General features: G+C 65.6%; 1 protein-coding gene. It reads right to left on the bottom strand.

The window, feature by feature from the left end; all coding sequences use genetic code 11:
- A partial coding sequence (locus EP867_RS19050) for a hypothetical protein (protein WP_206616391.1) occupies positions 1-463 on the bottom strand: 463 nt, incomplete at its 3' end.
- Positions 464-482 lie beyond the last annotated feature (19 nt).

Raw genomic sequence — 482 nt, 5'->3', positions numbered from 1 at the left:
CGATGCGTTTCAGGCCGAGGCTGGCGACGACCGCAGCGCGGCGGGCGCGTTCTTCCTCGGTGATCTCCAGCCGGCGCTCGGGTTCAGGATCACGCGGCTTCGGCAGGGCTGCGACCTTGAGGCGGCGGGCTTCGAGGATCTGCGCAACCACATGGCCCTCGTTCGGCATCCGGTTCGGCTCCTTGAGGATATGAGCTCGGCAGGCAGCCCGGATTTCCTCAATCGGATAGTCCTGCAGCGCGTCCATCCAGTCGATCATCAGCCGGTCATGGGCGGCGCTGCCCCGGTCACGCTCCCAGCCGAAGCGGTCCAACTTCTTAGCCAGAACCTCCAGCTCGACCGCGACCACGGCCCGATGCTTAGCCAAGTCCTGCGAGGCGAGCGATTTGCTCAAGGGCAGGGTCAGGCCGGTGCGCGGGTCCTGCGGGAACTGCGGAGCGATGTTGCGAACTGCGATTGTCATAATTGCCCTCCATCAGGCG

The organism is Falsigemmobacter intermedius (genome assembly GCF_004054105.1).
GTDB lineage: Bacteria > Pseudomonadota > Alphaproteobacteria > Rhodobacterales > Rhodobacteraceae > Wagnerdoeblera > Wagnerdoeblera intermedia.
Note: the sequence above shows the minus strand (reverse complement) of the source record. Positions and strands in the feature narration are given on the sequence as shown.